Source organism: Actinoplanes sp. NPDC049598, assembly GCF_040675435.1.
GTDB lineage: Bacteria > Actinomycetota > Actinomycetes > Mycobacteriales > Micromonosporaceae > Actinoplanes.
This window is the reverse complement of sequence record NZ_JBFAOX010000046.1, coordinates 1-15,157: the sequence shown is the minus strand read 5'-3', so window position 1 is coordinate 15,157 and position 15,157 is coordinate 1. Positions and strand designations below refer to the sequence as shown.

13 protein-coding genes are annotated in these 15,157 nt (G+C 72.3%); 8 read left to right on the top strand and 5 right to left on the bottom strand.

From position 1 onward, the window contains the following. Positions 1 to 15 precede the first annotated feature (15 nt). Positions 16 to 2,391, top strand: coding sequence for a glycoside hydrolase family 3 C-terminal domain-containing protein (locus AB0J66_RS48060; protein ID WP_364675754.1), 2,376 nt, complete (start codon positions 16 to 18; stop codon positions 2,389 to 2,391). A gap of 42 nt (positions 2,392 to 2,433) precedes the next feature. On the opposite strand, the gene AB0J66_RS48055 is transcribed toward AB0J66_RS48060, so the two are convergent. From AB0J66_RS48055 to AB0J66_RS48045, 3 genes are read right to left on the bottom strand one after another with little or no spacing between them, the layout of a single operon-like run. Continuing rightward, a complete protein-coding gene (locus tag AB0J66_RS48055) occupies positions 2,434 to 3,501 on the bottom strand; it encodes a hypothetical protein (protein ID WP_364675752.1) in 1,068 nt (355 codons plus the stop codon). A 56-nt stretch (positions 3,502 to 3,557) separates the two neighbouring features. Continuing rightward, entirely contained in the window at positions 3,558 to 4,922 is a 1,365-nt protein-coding gene (locus tag AB0J66_RS48050; RefSeq protein WP_364675749.1) for an MFS transporter, read from the bottom strand. Then, positions 4,919 to 5,506 (bottom strand): TetR/AcrR family transcriptional regulator, encoded by a 588-nt coding sequence (locus AB0J66_RS48045; protein ID WP_364675746.1) that lies wholly within the window; start codon positions 5,504 to 5,506, stop codon positions 4,919 to 4,921. The genes AB0J66_RS48050 and AB0J66_RS48045 overlap by 4 nt, the downstream gene beginning before the upstream one ends. Before the next feature lie 70 nt (positions 5,507 to 5,576). On the opposite strand from AB0J66_RS48045, the gene AB0J66_RS48040 reads away from it, so the two are divergent. Further along, entirely contained in the window at positions 5,577 to 6,980 is a 1,404-nt protein-coding gene (locus tag AB0J66_RS48040; RefSeq protein ID WP_364675743.1) for an MDR family MFS transporter, read from the top strand. Positions 6,981 to 6,986: 6 nt separating this feature from the next. On the opposite strand, the gene AB0J66_RS48035 is transcribed toward AB0J66_RS48040, so the two are convergent. Then, complete coding sequence (locus AB0J66_RS48035) at positions 6,987 to 7,631, bottom strand: class I SAM-dependent methyltransferase (protein WP_364675742.1); 645 nt, start codon at positions 7,629 to 7,631, stop codon at positions 6,987 to 6,989. A gap of 78 nt (positions 7,632 to 7,709) precedes the next feature. Here AB0J66_RS48035 and AB0J66_RS48030 point away from each other — a divergent pair, with 78 nt between their 5' ends. The 6 genes from AB0J66_RS48030 (at position 7,710) to AB0J66_RS48005 (ending at position 14,496) form a co-directional block, all read left to right on the top strand. Beyond that, positions 7,710 to 8,207, top strand: a complete 498-nt coding sequence (locus AB0J66_RS48030) for a VOC family protein (protein ID WP_364675740.1) — start codon at positions 7,710 to 7,712, stop codon at positions 8,205 to 8,207. A 160-nt stretch (positions 8,208 to 8,367) separates the two neighbouring features. Then, positions 8,368 to 8,931, top strand: coding sequence for a histidine phosphatase family protein (locus tag AB0J66_RS48025; RefSeq protein WP_364675737.1), 564 nt, complete (start codon positions 8,368 to 8,370; stop codon positions 8,929 to 8,931). 54 nt (positions 8,932 to 8,985) lie between these two features. Further along, complete coding sequence (locus tag AB0J66_RS48020) at positions 8,986 to 10,791, top strand: LamG-like jellyroll fold domain-containing protein (protein ID WP_364675734.1); 1,806 nt, start codon at positions 8,986 to 8,988, stop codon at positions 10,789 to 10,791. A 70-nt stretch (positions 10,792 to 10,861) separates the two neighbouring features. After that, the gene (locus tag AB0J66_RS48015) at positions 10,862 to 11,329 is read left to right on the top strand and encodes a MaoC family dehydratase (protein WP_364675731.1); all 468 of its coding nucleotides are present in this window, start codon (positions 10,862 to 10,864) and stop codon (positions 11,327 to 11,329) included. A gap of 88 nt (positions 11,330 to 11,417) precedes the next feature. Beyond that, complete coding sequence (locus AB0J66_RS48010; RefSeq protein ID WP_364675838.1) at positions 11,418 to 14,204, top strand: BTAD domain-containing putative transcriptional regulator; 2,787 nt, start codon at positions 11,418 to 11,420, stop codon at positions 14,202 to 14,204. Between the two features lie 37 nt (positions 14,205 to 14,241). Then, positions 14,242 to 14,496, top strand: a complete 255-nt coding sequence (locus AB0J66_RS48005; protein ID WP_364675729.1) for an MFS transporter — start codon at positions 14,242 to 14,244, stop codon at positions 14,494 to 14,496. On the opposite strand, the gene AB0J66_RS48000 is transcribed toward AB0J66_RS48005, so the two are convergent. Next, the gene (locus AB0J66_RS48000) at positions 14,460 to 14,990 is read right to left on the bottom strand and encodes a hypothetical protein (protein ID WP_364675726.1); all 531 of its coding nucleotides are present in this window, start codon (positions 14,988 to 14,990) and stop codon (positions 14,460 to 14,462) included. The genes AB0J66_RS48005 and AB0J66_RS48000 overlap by 37 nt on opposite strands. Positions 14,991 to 15,157: the final 167 nt, after the last annotated feature.

Below are 15,157 nucleotides of genomic sequence, written 5' to 3'. Positions count from 1 at the left end.
TGTAACCATGAGGACATGACGTCCGACCCCGCTGCCCTCATCAAGTCGCTCGACCTGCCGGCCAAGGTCCACCTTCTCACCGGCGCCTCCGCCTTCTCGCTCGCCCCCGAGCCGTCGATCGGGCTCGGCGAGATGCGTTTCTCCGACGGGCCGACCGGCGTGCGCGGCCTGAAGTTCACCGGCGGGCGGGTCGTCGCCCTCTTCCCCAACGCCACGCTGCTCGCGTCGGCGTGGGACGAGCAGTCCGCGTACGAGGTCGGCCGGCTCCTGGCCGAGGAGGCCATGGCACAGGAGATCCACGTGGTGCTCGGCCCGACGATCAACCTGCACCGCACCCCGCTGGGCGGCCGGCTGTTCGAGGCGTACTCCGAGGACCCGCTGCTGACCGGCAAGCTCGCCGCCGCGTACGTCCGGGGAATGCAGGACAGTGGGATCGCCGCCTGCCTCAAGCACCTCGTGGCCAACGAGTCGGAGACCGACCGCAACACGGTGAACAGCGTGGTCGACGAGGCGACGCTGCGCGAGCTGTACCTGCTGCCGTTCGAGATCGCGGTGCAGGACGGCGACGCGTGGTCGATCATGGGTGCCTACAACGACGTCAACGGGCAGGCCGCGACCGAGCAGCAGCACGTCAACAACGAGATCGTCAAGGGCGAGTGGGGCTACCGCGGCCTGATCATGTCGGACTGGTTCGCGACGAAGACGGCCGCGCCCGCCGCCAACGGAGGTCTCGACCTGGTCATGCCGGGCCCGGACGGGCCGTGGGGCCCGGCGCTGGTCGACGCGGTCAAGGCGGGCGAGGTGGACGAGGCGGTGATCGACGATCACCTGGCCCGGCTGCTGCTGCTCGCCTCGCGGGTGGGCGCTCTGGGCGACCTGCGGACTTGGCCTTCGTCGCTTCCGTCACCCTCTTCGGCCGTACGCAGGGAGCAGCTCACCCGGCTCGCGGCGAGCGGCATGACCGTGCTGAAGAACGACGGCGGCGCCCTGCCGCTGGAGCGCACGCAGACCGTGGCGCTGATCGGGCGGCACGCGGTCGAGACGATCGACATGGGTGGCGGCTCGGCCCAGGTGAACCCGCCGTACCAGGTCAGCGTGGCCGAGGGGCTGCAGGCGCTGCTGGGTGACCAGGTCAGCGTGACCGACGGGGTGGACGTCCGCACCCGGCCGGTGCCGGCGCGGGGCGGCTTCCTGACCGCGCCGTCCAACGGGCAGCCCGGCATCGACGTGACGATCTACGACGCGGACGGCAACGAGCTCGAGCGGCGGTACAGCTCCCTCGCCAAGACGATGATCGGCATGGACGACGACTTCGACGGCGTGCCCGCGTCGGCCCGGCTGTCGGGTGTCGTGACGGCGGCGGGGCAGGTGGAGCTGGGCGTGCTGGGCGTCGGGTCGTGGACGACGTCCGCTTCCGGGGAGTTCTCGCTCCGCGCTTCCGGCAGCGGCATGGGCGAGGAGGTGCTGATCCCGCCGACGCGGACTTTCGTCGCTACGTCACCCGGTTCGCTGCTCTTCGAGGCCATGGTGACGCTGGACGGCATGGGGCTTTACGGACTTGTCGGAAATATGGCTTCACGTGAAACAGTGGATGTCATCGACGACGCGGTGCGCGCGGCGGCCGCCGCGGACGTGGCCGTGGTGGTCGTCGGGCTGACCGAGGAGCAGGAGACCGAGTCGGCCGACAAGAGCACGCTGCAGCTCCCCGGCGCCCAGGACGCCCTGATCGAGGCCGTCGCCGGCGCGGCCCGCCGCACCGTCGTGGTCGTCAACGCGGCCACCCCCGTTCTGATGCCGTGGCTCCCCCGCGTCGACGCCGTGCTCTGGGCCGGCCTGCCCGGCCAGGAGGGCGGCCACGCGGTCGCCGCGGCCCTGCTCGGCGACATCGAGCCGGCCGGCCGCCTGGTCACGTCCTTCCCGGCCGCCGACGGCGCCTCCCCCGCCTGGTCGGTCACCCCCGTCGACGGCGAGCTGCACTACGACGAGGGCACCTTCATCGGCTACCGCGGCTTCTACGCCGGCCAGGCCCCCACACCCGCCTTCTGGCTGGGCCACGGCCTCGGCTACACCACCTGGGAGTACTCCGACGTCCGCCTGATCCTGGGCGACGCCCCGTCGGTCACCGCCACCGTCACCAACACCGGCCAACGCCCCAGCCGCGAGGTGGTCCAGGTCTACCTCCGCCCGGTCGAGGCCGACCAGCCCGTACGCCTGGTCGGCTGGGAGTCGGTCACCGTCGCCCCCGGCGAATCAGCCCGCGTGACCGTCCACACCGACTCCCGCCTCTGGCGCAAGTGGAACCCGCAAGCCGCCCGCTGGGACCGCCTCGCCAACGGCGGCCAGTTCCTCGTCGCCCGCGGCCTCGGCGACATCCGCGCCGTCGTCTCCTGACGCTCCCCGCCTGCCCCGGGCCCCGTTCGGGGCAGGCGGAGCTCAGCAATCGTCCGGCGGCCCGCACCACCTGGATCGCTCCGCGCTCCAGGACAGCCCGACATACTTCCCCGACTTGGGCGCGGTCACGAACGGTCTCCCGTGGTCGTCGACGCGCTCGGTGTACCGCACCCCGTCGACCTCGACGTCGAGCTCCAACCACCACGAGCAGAAGCACTGGTCGGTGAACCCCTCTACGAGCACGCGGTCCGACTTGCCCGCGGTCACCTCGAGGGCGAACGGTCTGGCCAGCAAGCCACCCGCGGTCATCCCATCGATCGGCGCACCGGCCGGGGCGGGATAGAAGTAGGACACCTTCCCGGCGTCCAGATCGACACTCAGATACGAGGTCACGGGCGGCTGCCCGATCGGGCACGACGGGTATTCCCCGGCAGCTCTTCGCTTGAGCGGCTCCCTCTTGACCCGCGCGGAATGCACTCGGACCGCCGACGACACCGCCGACACCGTGAAAGCGGCGAACGTGTGGAAGTAGTCGACCCCGCCGGCTGTCTTGCCCCACGAGTACCAGTCCTCGCACTGCCCAGCCGGCTGCGGCTCGACGGCTCGCGGCAAGCCCTGGGGGAACACCACGGCCGCCGGTGCCCCACCGTTGGTCGTGTCAACCTCGGCGCCCGCCTGAACTGTGATCACGTATGGCCTGCGCGCTGTACTGCTCTTCGCGGGACGCAGGTGGACGACGGCCACGATGGCGACGCACGCCACCATGCCGATCGTCGTGACAAGCGAGAAGGGAAGCAGGAAGCCGTGATCGTTCGCCGGGGTCCCGAGGTGCACCGAGCCGATCTGGTGGACGTCGCGACCGGCCTGGAAGATGCTCTGCTGGGCCACCGGGCCGGCGGCAGCCGCCTGCGGCTGTTCAGCCGGCCGGCGGTCGGCGTTGCCGGATACTGCTGTCAGGGCCAGCGCGGCGAGGGCCGCGACCCAACTTCCGCGCTCCACCCAGACCCATGGGTCTTCGGGGGGCTTCAGGATGAGAAGGGTGACGGCCACCAGGCCCGCGGACAAAGCCGAGCCCGCCAGCAGGGCTGTTCGGCGGCGGTTCGCGGTCATCGGGACATCGTGGCTGAGGTCGGCGGGAGGCACGAGTGAAGGCACCCGTTCGTGGATCAGCCGGTCCGGCCCGCGACCTCGTTGCCGGCGGTGTGGGGCAGGCGTAGGGCCTCCAGGGCCGGGACGGTCAGCAGCAGGGCGAGGGCGATCAAGGCGAAGCGGAACCCCGCGCCGGTGAGGGTGGCGCCGAGGCGGACCAGGAGGGCGCCCAGGGCCACGCCCAGGCCGGAGCCGGTTTCCTGGATGGCTGACATCAACGAGTTGGCGCTGGTCATGCGGGTCGGGGGGACGTCGGCGAAGGCCATCGTGTTGTAGGTGGTGAAGCCGATCGAGCGGAAGACGCCGCTGAGCAGCAGGACGGCCAGGAGCAGGAGCACGGGGGTGCCGGCCGTGGTGAAGGCCAGGGCGACCAGGATCGCGGCCGAGGCGAGGACGGCGCCGAGCATCATGGTGCGGATGCCGAGGGTGCGCATCATCGGGGTGGTGGCGGGTTTGATGCCGACGTTGCCGGCGAACAGGGCGATCATCGCCAGGCCGGCCTGGGCGGCGGTCCAGCCGAGGCCGAGCTGGAAGAAGAGCGGGAGCAGGAACGGGACGGCGGCGCCGATCACGGCGCGGAAGACCGAGCCGCCGAGGGCCGTCACGCGGTAGGTGTAGACCTTGAGGATCCGCAGGTCGAGTAGGGGTTTCTCGGCTCGCAGCAGGTAGATGACGGCGGCCGTGAGGGCGGCGGCCGCGATGAGCAGCTCGGTCGAGGCCAGGGGCCGGCGCGGGTCGGTCGCGGCGACGGCCTCCAAGCCGGCCACGAGGGCGGCCAGACCCACCGCGACCAGGGCGAAGCCGCGCCAGTCGAGCCGGCCGGGGTGGTCGGAGCGGACATCCGGGACCAGGCGCCGGGCCAGGAGCAGCGCAGCCAGCCCCAGGGGCAGGTTGACCACGAAGATCAAACGCCAGGAGGCGTACGTGCTCAGCACGCCCCCGAGCGCGGGCGCGATCAGCGGGGCGGCCAGCGCGGGCCAGGTCAGGTACGCGATGGCGCGGACCAGGTCCTTCTTCTCGGTGGTGCGGATGACCACGAGCCGGCCCACCGGCACCATCATGGCGCCGCCGACGCCCTGCAGGACGCGGGTGCCAACGAGCATGGGCAGGCTGACCGCGAGCGCGCAGCCGGCCGAGGCCAGCGTGAAGACCACCACGGCGGCCGTGAAGACCAGGCGCGCGCCGAAGCGCTCGGTCAGCCAGCCGCTGATCGGGATGAGAACGGCCAGGGTCAGGACGTACGCGGTGACGGCGACATTGATCGTCACGGGCGCGACGCCGAGGTCGGCCGCGATGTGCGGGGCGGCCGGGGCGATCACCGTGGCGTCGAGGATCTCCATGAAGAACGCGCCGGCCACGAGCAGCGCGAGCCCTCGTTTCACTTCTTCGCGCCCAGCAGCGGCAGCCACACGTCGTCGACGATCTCCTCGATGGCCTCGTCGGAGACCGGGCGCAGCGTCATGAGCATGTCGTGGCGCAGCAGGTCGAAGGGCAGGTTCACGATGCGCGCCGAGCGGGGCACGTCGGGCAGCTCGCCGCGCTCGACGGCCCGGGCCACCATCATCTCGAAGCTGGTGCCCCGGCCGGCCGGGCGCAGCCGGTCGCGCAGGTCGCTGGCGCTGGTGCCGGTGGCGCTGAAGTACTCGGCGAGCTGCACGCTGATCACGGTGATCAGCCGGGACCGCTCGGCCACCGCGCTGCGCAGGTAGCCGATCGCGTCCTCGCGCAGGTGGCCGGTGTCGGGGACCGGGATGGGCCGCTCCCCCCAGTGCCGGGTGAGGGTGGCCATCAGCAAATCCTCGCGCTGCGGCCACCGCCGGTAGAGCACGGGGCGGCTGGTGCCGGCGCGGGCGGCGATCGCCTCGTACGTGAAGCCGGCGTAGCCGTGCTCGCCGAGCACTTCCCAGGCCGCGCCGAGAATCGCGTCCTCGAGCTCGGTTCCACGGCGGCGCGCTTTAAGACTCACTTGCGTATCTTATCGCAGCGCCCTACCGTGGAGCCGTTAGATACAGTCGCGTACCTTAAGGCGGCATCACATGGCCTCCACCCGCATCGACCGGACCACCCTCGGCATCGCCATAGCGGTGCTCACCGGTGGCATCACGGTCATCCTCGACTCCACGATCGTCAGCGTCGCGCTGCACGAGCTCGCGGCCGACCTGCACGCCGGCGTCGGCACCATCCAATGGGTGAGCACGGCGTACCTGCTCGCCCTCGGCGTCATCATCCCGGTCGTCGGCTGGCTGCAGAGCCGCCTCGGGGCCAAGCGCCTCTGGATGGCGGCGCTCTCGGTGTTCCTGCTCGGCTCGGTGCTCTGCGCGTTCGCCTGGGACGCGCCCAGCCTGATCGGCTTCCGGATCGTCCAGGGCCTCGGCGGCGGCGCCATGATGCCGCTGATGACCACGATGATCATGCAGGCCGCGCGTGGCGAGGAGCGGGCCCGGCTGATGTCGGTGGTCGCGCTGCCGGCCGCGCTCGGCCCCATCCTCGGGCCGGTGATCGGCGGCCTGATCCTCGGCGCCGGCAGCTGGCGCTGGCTGTTCCTGGTCAACGTCCCGCTCTGCCTGGCCGGGCTGGCCCTGGCGTGGCGGCTGATCCCGGCGGCGGGCGCCGGACGGCGCGTACGGCTGGATCTCGTGGGTCTGCTTTTACTCTCCCCCGCCCTGGTCGCGCTGCTGTGGGGCCTGTCCAACGCGGCCGGCTCCTTCGCCCGGGCCGATGTGATCATCCCGCTGATCGCCGGCGCGCTGCTGCTGACCCTGTTCGTGCTTCGCGCCCTGCGGAGGGGCGGCGGCGCGCTGGTCGATCTGGCCGTGCTGCGCTCGCGGCCGACCTGGGCCGCGTCCGCCCTGCTGTTCCTCTCGGGGGCGGCCCTGTACGGGGCGATGTTCCTGCTCCCGCTCTACTGGCAACAGCTGCGCGGCAACAGCGCCCTCGAAGCCGGTCTGCTGCTCATCCCGCAGGGCGTGGGCTCGCTGCTGTCCCGTACGGCCGCGGCCCGCCTGCTCGACAAGGTGGGCGCCCGCGGCGTCGCGATCGCGGGCTTCCTGCTGGTCGGCGTCGCGACCGTTCCGTTCGCGCTGGCCGACGCCGGCACCACGATCTGGCCGTTGATGATCGCCCTGTTCGTCCGCGGCCTGGGTCTCGGCATCGTGATGATCCCGCTGATGACGGTGGCGTTCATCGGCCTGCCGCACGACCAGGTCCCGCACGCCAGCATCGTCACCCGCATCGCCCAGCAGATCGGCGGCTCGGCCGGTGTCGCCCTGCTCGCCGTCATCCTGGCCGGCGCCGGCGCGGCCGCCCACGCCTTCGACGTCGCGTTCTGGTGGAGCATCGCCTTCGCCGGGGTGGCCGTCCTGCTGTCGTTCGCCCTGCCCGCCCGGGCCAGCGAGACCCCGGCTCCGCCGGCTCCGGAGAAGACCCCCGTGGCCGCCTGATCACGCTCAACAGGCGAAGATCATCGCCCCCGGCACCGCGTCGCCGGGGGCGATCACCGTCTCGGCCGTCACCTCGAAGCCGGCGCCGGTCAGCCACGCGGCCACCTCGGTGGGCCGGCGACGGTGCACGTGGACGTTCATCGGATGACCGCCGTAGCCCTCCCGCTTCAACCGCGACCCCTCGCCGACGTGGAAGCCGACCATCAGCGGCCCACCGGGCCGCAGCACCCGCCGGAAGTGGCCGAGCACCCCCGGCACCTCGGCGTCCGGGATGTGGATCAGCGACCAGAACGCGACCACGCCACCCACCGAGTCGTCGGCCAGGCGCAGGTCGGTCATGGAGCCCACCTCGAAGCGCAACCCGGGATGGTCCCGCCGGGCCACCTCGATCATCCCGGGCGACAGGTCGACGCCGAACGCCTCCACCCCGAGCTCGGCCAGCAGGGCGGTGACGTGCCCCGGTCCGCAGCCGATGTCGGCCACCGGGCCGCCGCCGGCGGCCTTGACCAGGTCGGCGAACGCCGCCAGGCCCGCCCGCAGGAACGGCTCGGCGGCCAGCGCCTCCCGGGTGAAGTCGGCGTAGCTCTCGGCGACCGTGTCGTAGGAGGCCCGCGCGTCGGCCAGCCAGTCGTCGTCGATGTGTCGAGTCATGGCGGCGCACACTACAGCGCCGAGTGCCAGGCCGGGGTACGGCCAGGTTCTGACCGCAATTGTCTTTAGCTTGGCGCTATGACCGAGCCATCGCAACAACGAAGCACGACCGTCGCGCCGTGGATCGTCACGCCGGACACCGGGCGGTTGTTCGAGTTCGTCGCCGCTGTGTTCGGCGGGGTCGAGCTGGGGCGGGTGCACCTGGCCGACGGCAGCGTCGGACACGCCGAGATCCGGGTCGGGGACACCGTGCTGCTCGCCTTCGACCGGCGGCCGGAGTGGCCGGCCATGCCGTCGCTGCTGCGGGTCTTCGTGGCGGACGCCGACGCCGCGATCGAGCGCGCCGTCGCGGCCGGGGCCCACGTGGTCACCGCGGCCGCCACGCACGCGTTCGGGCAGCGCGGCGGCCGCGTCCGCGACGAGTTCGGCAACATCTGGTGGATCAGCGCCGTCGTCGAGGACGTCGACCCGGACGAGGGCATACGCCGGCTCGCCGAGCCCCGTTACGCCGACGCCATGCGGGACGCCCAGGAGACGTTCGACCGCGAGATGACCGGCCGGGCGGCAACCCGCTGAGCCCCCTCACCACGCCGCACCCCGCCGGGCGGCACCCCGCTGAGGCCGATGTGGTCGGTGATCTTGTTGTGGTCGATGGCACGTCCTGGATGGGAAGACCGCGTCATGAAGTGCCGTTTCGCGGGGTACAAAGAGTGCGGGCGGACTAAGGAGTCACACCATGGGCGAGATCGTGCTCATCCGGCACGGGCAGACCGAGTGGAGCGCGAACGGGCGCCACACGTCGTACACCGATCTCGAGCTCACCGACGAGGGCGAGCGGCAGGCCCGTGAGGCGGGTGAGCGGCTCAAGGGGCGTACGTTCGCCGCGGTCATCTCGAGTCCGCGCAAGCGGGCGCTGCGGACCGCCGAGCTGGCCGGGCTCACCGTGACCGAGACGACCGAGGACCTGGTCGAGTGGAACTACGGCAAGTACGAGGGGATCACCACCCCGCAGATCCACGAGACCGACCCGGATTGGTGGCTGTTCACCGACGGCGCGCCCGGCGGCGAGTCGCCCGAGCAGATCGCTGAGCGGATCGATCGGGTGCTGGAGCATGCCCGCGGTTTCCTCGACCGGGGCGACGTGGCGCTGGTCGGGCACGGGCACGCGCTGCGGGTGGTGGGCGCGCGCTGGGTGGAGCAGCCGGCCGAGTTCGGCGGGCGGCTCAAGCTGGGCACCGCCACGCTGTCGACCCTGACGTACGAGCACGGGCGCCCCGCGATCGACGCGTGGAACGCCTGAAGATCTTGCTGGGTGTTTGCCGGGTTTTGGCTTTCGGCCGCCATATTGACGGTCGTGGAACGACGTAATCTCTTGCGCGCGGCCGTCGCCGCGCCCGCAGTGTCCCTGGTCGCGGCGGCCCCGGCGCAGGCCCACGGCCCGGCCGCGCCCGGCGGCAAGTTCGACGAGGACGACCCGCGCTTCGCCCTGGCGGTGCTGCCCGACACCCAGTACCTGTTCGACGCCGACAGCGCCGACCCGGCGCCGCTGCGCGAGACGTTCTCTTACCTGCTCGAGCAGCGGGCCGAGGACAACATCGCCTTCCTGACGCACCTGGGCGACGTCACCGAGCACGGCACCGAGGCCGAGATCAAGCTGGCCGGCGAGACGTTCAAGAAGATCGACGGACGCCTGCCGTACAGCGTGCTGGCCGGCAACCACGACGTGAACGGCTCGACCGACGACCAGCGCGGCCGCTCGGCGTACCTGTCGACGTTCGGCCCGGCCCGGTTCCGGGGCCGGCCGACGTTCCTGGGCGCCTCGGCCGACGGCTACAACAGCGCGCACCTGATCGAGGCGGGCGGCCGGCCGTGGCTGGTTCTCGCCCTCGACTGGCGCATCTCGGACGGCGGCCTGGCCTGGGCCAACGATCTGCTGGAGAAGCACTCGCGGGTGCCCGCCATCGTCACGACCCACGACCTGGCGTACGCGGACGACGGCGGCACGGCGTACCTGTCCGGCAACGGTCAGCGGCTCTGGGACAAGCTGATCAAGGGCAACGACCAGATCTTCCTCACGCTCAACGGCCACTACTGGCCGCCCGGCCGGACCGTGCTCAAGAACGACGCGGGGCACGACGTCCACGTGCACATCACCAACTACCAGGACCGCTACTACGGCGGCGCCGCGATGATCCGGCTCTACCACTTCGACCTGGTGCGCAACCGGATCGACGTGGAGACGTTCTCGCCATGGTTCCTGTCCCGGCAGCCGCGCACCCCGCTGGAGGCGGAGACGATCGAGCTGACCGGCGACGTCGACCGGTTCTCGCTGGAGATCGACTTCGACGCCCGGTTCGCCGGCTTCGCTCCCCCGGCCCTGCCCGCCCCGCGCCCGGCCGCGCAGGTCGTCGACCGGCACACCGCCGCCTACTGGCGGTTCGACACGGCTGGCCAGTCGGTGGCCGACGGGGCCACGGTGCGCGATCTGAGCGGTAAGGGCAACCACCTGACCGTACGGCGTCTGGCCGGCGGCGCCGTGTCGCTCTCCGCCGAGCACCACATCGGATCGCCCGCCCACGCCAGCCTGTACTTCGACGGCGGCAAGAACCCGAACCGGGGCGCGATCCTGCACACCGGCGACCACGCGCCGATCAACAGCGCCAAGTTCCTCGACGGCTACACCATCGAGGCGTTCATCAAGCTGCCCGAGCCGTTCGAGGGTGATCACAGCTGGATGGGCATCCTGAGCTGGGAGGGCCGCGCGGTCGACGCCGGCAAGAAGAGCGGCTACGACGAGCTCGAGCCGACGTGGAGCCTGAACCTGTCCGGCGAGCGCTTCCTGCAGAACGTGCTCTACACCTTCGACGGCGACCACAACCCGACGGCGTGGAGTCACGCCCTGCCCACCGGCGCCTGGCAGCATGTGGCCATCGTCAACGACGGCCGCCGCACGATCATCTACGTGAACGGCTCGAAGATCGCCCGCAACCCCACCCAGTTCGCGCACGGCATCGCGACCCTGGGCCGCCCGTTCGTGATCGGCGCGACCTCGTACGACCTGAAGTACGAGCAGGGCTTCTACGGCTGGATCGGCGACGTCCGGATCACCGGCCGCCCGCTCAAGCCCACCCAGTTCCTCCCCGGCGGACACTTCATCTGACCGGCGCGGGCCCGGGCCGGGCAGTCACTCTACCGATGGCAGCGTGACGCCGGGCCCGGACGCTAGCCGCATGGCAGATTTCGATCCCCGCACGCACACCGTCGTTCCGGCCCGCACCTTCGCCGACCTGCGGGTCGGCGAGGTCTTTAACGCCCCGAGCCGCACGCTGACCGACGCCCACGCGTCCGCGTTCCAGGCCGTCTCGGCCGACAACCACCCGATCCACTACGACGAGGTCTACGCGCGCGCCCACGGCCACGCCGCCCCGGTGGTGCACGGCCTGCAGGTGCTCGCGTTCACCGCGCCCGGAGCGACCCTGTTCCCGCAGTACATCGGGAACGTGTTCGTCGCCTTCGCCGGCCTGTCGGCCGAGTTCCACCAGGAAGTCCACGCCGGCGACACGCTCTACCCGAGCCTAACCATCACCAAGCTCGAGCCGGGCGACGACACCGGCATCGTCACGACCCGGGCCACCGTCCACAACCAGCGCGGCGACCTGGTCCTCTCCGGCGAGCACCGCTACGTGCTCAAGCTCTGACCGCTTGTGACGGTCCTCCCGTTCCACGGATTTCCGCTGCTCAGCCGTTGTAGCGCGGCCGCCGGTGATGGAGGGTGAGCCGGTGAGCATGATCCGTCTGCGTGTCTTCGGGGGCCTGCGGCTCTGGCGTTCCGGCGTCGAGGCCGACGTCGGGCCGGTCCGGCAGCGCACCGTGCTCGCCGTCCTGCTCGCCGCGCGCGGCTCGACGGTGAGCACGGCGAAGCTGATCGACATCCTCTGGGGCGACCGGCCGTCGGCCAGCGCGGTCAACCAGGTGCAGCGGCTCGTCGGTCAGATCCGCCGGCTGTTCGAGCCCGGCCTGGCCCACCGGGAACCGGGCGAATGGCTCCATCCGGCCGGTGACGGCTACCGGCTTCGCGTCGACGGGCGCGCCTGCGACCTGATGGCGTTCTTCGAGCTGGCCGCGGACGGACGCCGCGCCGCCCGGGACGACGATCCGAGGGCTGCCGCCCAGAAGTTCGAGCAGGCGCTGAGCACCGCGGCGGAAGAGCCGTTCGCCGGGCTTCCGCCCGGCCTGCTCGCTCTGCCCGCCTTCGTGGCCATCCAGTCGGCCCGTACCGAGCTGGCCGTCGAGGCGGCCGATCTGGCGCTGGGCCATGGCCGGACCGACCAGCTGCTGCCGCTGATCAGTCGGTACGCTGCCGCGGCCCCGCTGCACGAGCCGTTGCAGGCCCGGCTGATCCGGCTCTACACGCGCGGCGGGCGCCGGGCCGAGGCGCTGGCGCACTACGAGGAGGTCCGGCATCGGCTGACCGAGGACCTCGGCGCCGATCCGGGCGCCGAGCTCCGGGCCGCGCACCTCGACGCGCTCGCCGACCGGGAGATGCCCGACCCCTATCAGCCCGCCCAGCTGCCGCTGCCCGTGGCCGCCTACGTCCCCCGGGAGGAACTGGCGCCCGCCCTGAACGCGGGTGTGCGGTCCGGCCTGATCGTGCTCAGCGGCATGGCCGGCGCCGGCAAGACCGCCCTGGCCGTCGACTGGGCCCATCGGATCGCCGGCGACTATCCCGACGGCCAGCTCCACCTCAACCTGCGTGGCTTCGACCCGAGCGGCCGGCAGGTGCGCCCGTTCGAGGCGCTCGGCACCCTGCTCGAGTCGATCGGCGTCGAACCGGCCGCAGCCGGCGGCGACCTCGATGCCCGGGCCGCCCGGTTCCGCTCCGCGCTGGCCGGCCGGCGGATGATCGTTCTGCTGGACAACGCGCGCGACTCGGCCCAGGTCCGCCCGTTGCTGCCCGGGTCGGCCGACTGCCTGGTCGTCGTCACCAGCCGCAACCGCCTGCCCGGCCTGGTGGCCCACGAAGGCGCCTGGCCGGTGCACATCGGCCGGATGAACCGGGCCGCCGCGCGGAGCCTGCTCACCCGGCGGCTGGGCACGGCCCGGCTGGCCGCCGAACCCGCCGCGGCCGATCAGCTGATCCGGCTGTGCGCGGGGCTGCCGCTGGCCTTGTCGATCGCGGCGGCGCAGATCGCGGTGAGCCCCGGGCTGCCGATGGCCGACGCCATGGCCGCCATGAACTCCCCGGCCGGCCGGCTGGACGGGCTGGAGACCGGCGAGCGGCAGGACGGCGTGCGGTCGGCCTTCTCCTGGTCGTACACCGTGCTGAGCGAGCCCGCGGCCCGGCTGTTTCGGCTGCTCGCGGTCCATCCCGGCCCGGACTTCTCGGTGGAGGCGGCGGCCAGCGTGGCCGGCGCCGACATCCGGGACGCCCTGGCCGAACTCTGTGTCACCAGCATGATCACGCAGCTCAGCGCCGGCTGGTACACGATGCACGACCTGCTGTACGCGTACGCCACCGAGCTGCTCGACGCGGCCGACGGTGAGCGCGGGCCGGCCGAGCTCCGGCTGGTCGAGCACTACGTGCACGCGAGCCACGCCGCCTACCTGACCTTCCGCCTGGCTCCACCGGCCGAGCTCGGCCCGCCGCCACCCGGCGTCGTCACCCCGGGCCGGGCCGACGTCGCGGCCGCGATGGCCTGGTACGGCGCCGAGCGCAGCACGGTCGCCGCCGCCGTCGACATCGCCCTGCAACGGGGCTGGGCCCGCTCCGCGGCCCTGATCGTGCTGCATTTACGCCCGCTGCGCTCGATCCGGCTGGACGAGACCGCCGCCGCCCGCGAGCAGAGCTTGCGGGTCCTGGCCGCGGTGGAGCCGCTCGGCGACCCGCGCCTCGAGACGATGGTGCTGCGCGAGACGGCGCTGACCGTACGCGTGACCGACCCCGAGCGCAGTCGCGCCTTTCTGCACCGCGCTCTCGATCTCGCCGAGCGCGGCCACGACCGGCTCGGGCAGGCCCAGGTGCTGCGCAACCTGGGCAACTGGCCGCCGCTCTATCCCGAAGCCCAGCGCCTGGACTTCCTCCGCCGGGCCGTCGCCGCCGCCCGGGCGGCCGGTGAGCCCAGCGTGCTCGCCTACGCGCTGGAGGCGCTGGCCAAGGAGCTGGTCGACCAGGGTGACCTGGCCGAGGCGGCCGGGCACGCCGCCGACGCGTTCGCCGTGGCCGGCGCCGCCGGCATGTCCGACTCCCAGGTCAGCATCGCCGTGCGCCGGGCCGACATCGGGGTCGACGCCCGCGACTACGCGGCGGCGGCCGAGATGGCGGAGTGGGCGCTGACCCATTCCGTCCCGGACGACAACTACACCTTGCTGCTCGGCAACTACTTCCTGGCCCTGGCAGCGGCCGGGCTCGGCCAAGCGGACCGCGCCCGGGCCGCCGCCGGGGTCTTCACCTACGCGCTGGAGCAGTACGGCGACGCCTACCGGGCGGCGTTCGGCACCGCGACGGTGGCCGAACTCCGCGATCGCGTGGCCGAAGCGCTGCAAGTGGTGGGCACTGCATCCGACATTCATTGATCGTGCAGCAGTCGCTGAGGCTCGGCCCTGGATCGCCGTGCTCGCCGGGCTGAACGCGAGCGCCCAGGCGCTCCTGCCGGCCCGGGTGCGGGCCCGCGCCCTGGCCGTCTACCAGATGGTGCTGTGCGCGACGTTCGCCGGCCGCGCCGCCGGCTGGGGCGCGTCTCGACCCTGCGCGAGCGGTCGAGGGGCTCGCCGACGCCGTCGAGCGGCAGCGCTACCTCACCGTCGCCGTCGCCCGTCACAAGGACCGACTCAGCCCCGCCGTCCGCTGAGGCTCAGGACGGCGTAGCCGAGCAGGGCCAGGCCGGTGCCCGCGCCGGCGATCAGGCCCGGCTCGGCCGACGTGGTGCGGCCGGTGATCAGCGCGGCCACGGCCACCGCGCACACCACCGCGCCAAGGACGCGCAGGCCCGGGTCGCGCAGGACCGGGGCGAGGGGGAAGAAGTGCAACCCCACAACAGCCGAGATCAAGACCGGGGTGTACGCGGTGAAGCCGGCCAGCGACAGCACGAGCGCTCCGAGGCCGGCCGCGACCACCTCGGCCAGCACGATCAGCAGGTAGCGCCGGTCCGCGCCGCGGTCACGGGTGGCCGTGGTGGGGCGGCCGGCGCGCACGAAGACGGCGATGCCCCAGCACACGGTCAGCAGCGCGGCCACACTGGCGACGATCAGGAGCGCGCGCAGCGTGCCGCCGGCGCTGGGGACGCTGAACCAGACGGTGGCGAACAGCCCCAGGTAGATCCCGGCGAGCCCGGCCTGCCGGCTGTTCTGCGTTCGCGTCATCGATGAGCTCACTGCCGCGCCTCCCCAGCACTCGGCGACCGGCCGATCCTACGAAGTATCGACAATCTCGACCGCCCCGCGCACGGAAGCGGGGGGGGGGGGGGGGGGGGAGCGGGGGCGGGGGTGTTTGTGGTGTATTGTGCAAAGAATAAGAAAGGGAGAAAATA

Coding starts and splice junctions, on each gene's coding strand:
- AB0J66_RS48060 (WP_364675754.1), top strand. CDS start 16: ATGACGTCCGACCCCGCTGCCCTCATCAAGTCGCTCGACCTGCCGGCC.
- AB0J66_RS48030 (WP_364675740.1), top strand. CDS start 7,710: ATGACCGAGCCATCGCAACAACGAAGCACGACCGTCGCGCCGTGGATC.
- AB0J66_RS48000 (WP_364675726.1), bottom strand. CDS start 14,990: ATGACGCGAACGCAGAACAGCCGGCAGGCCGGGCTCGCCGGGATCTAC.
- AB0J66_RS48035 (WP_364675742.1), bottom strand. CDS start 7,631: ATGACTCGACACATCGACGACGACTGGCTGGCCGACGCGCGGGCCTCC.
- AB0J66_RS48040 (WP_364675743.1), top strand. CDS start 5,577: ATGGCCTCCACCCGCATCGACCGGACCACCCTCGGCATCGCCATAGCG.
- AB0J66_RS48025 (WP_364675737.1), top strand. CDS start 8,368: ATGGGCGAGATCGTGCTCATCCGGCACGGGCAGACCGAGTGGAGCGCG.
- AB0J66_RS48010 (WP_364675838.1), top strand. CDS start 11,418: ATGATCCGTCTGCGTGTCTTCGGGGGCCTGCGGCTCTGGCGTTCCGGC.
- AB0J66_RS48055 (WP_364675752.1), bottom strand. CDS start 3,501: ATGACCGCGAACCGCCGCCGAACAGCCCTGCTGGCGGGCTCGGCTTTG.
- AB0J66_RS48015 (WP_364675731.1), top strand. CDS start 10,862: ATGGCAGATTTCGATCCCCGCACGCACACCGTCGTTCCGGCCCGCACC.